The following is a 398-nucleotide window of genomic DNA, read 5'->3' as shown; positions in this document are numbered from 1 at the left end:
ACCAGTCCGATCTTCCTCATCGAGATCACTCCCCTCGGGCCTGGGCGAGGTCGACCTTGAACATCTTGACGATGAGGAAGGCCACCAGCAGCACGGACAGGAACAGCAGGACCGCCAGCGCCGAGCCCATGCCGAGCTGGAACTGCTCGATGCTCTGGCGGTAGGTCAGGAACGAGATCGACTCGGTGCCCTGGGCGCCGGCGGTCATCACGAAGATGTTGTCGAAGATCCGGTAGGCGTCGAGCGCCCGGAAGAGCACCGCGACCATGATCGCGGCCTTCATGTTGGGCAGGATCACCTTCCAAAGCCGCTGCCACCAGGTGGCGCCGTCGACCTTGGCCGCCTCGACCATGTCCTCCGAGACCTGCGCCAGGCCGGCCAGCAGCAGCAGCGACATG

General features: G+C 64.8%; 1 protein-coding gene. It reads right to left on the bottom strand.

What is annotated here, in order from left to right; translation table 11 throughout:
• Positions 1 to 25: 25 nt before the first annotated feature.
• Positions 26 to 398 (bottom strand): carbohydrate ABC transporter permease (locus QWY29_RS19830; RefSeq protein ID WP_300962963.1); only part of this gene is annotated, 373 nt, incomplete at its 5' end.

This window comes from Nocardioides abyssi, from assembly GCF_030412915.1.
Lineage (GTDB): Bacteria > Actinomycetota > Actinomycetes > Propionibacteriales > Nocardioidaceae > Nocardioides > Nocardioides abyssi.
Note: the sequence above shows the minus strand (reverse complement) of the source record. Positions and strands in the feature narration are given on the sequence as shown.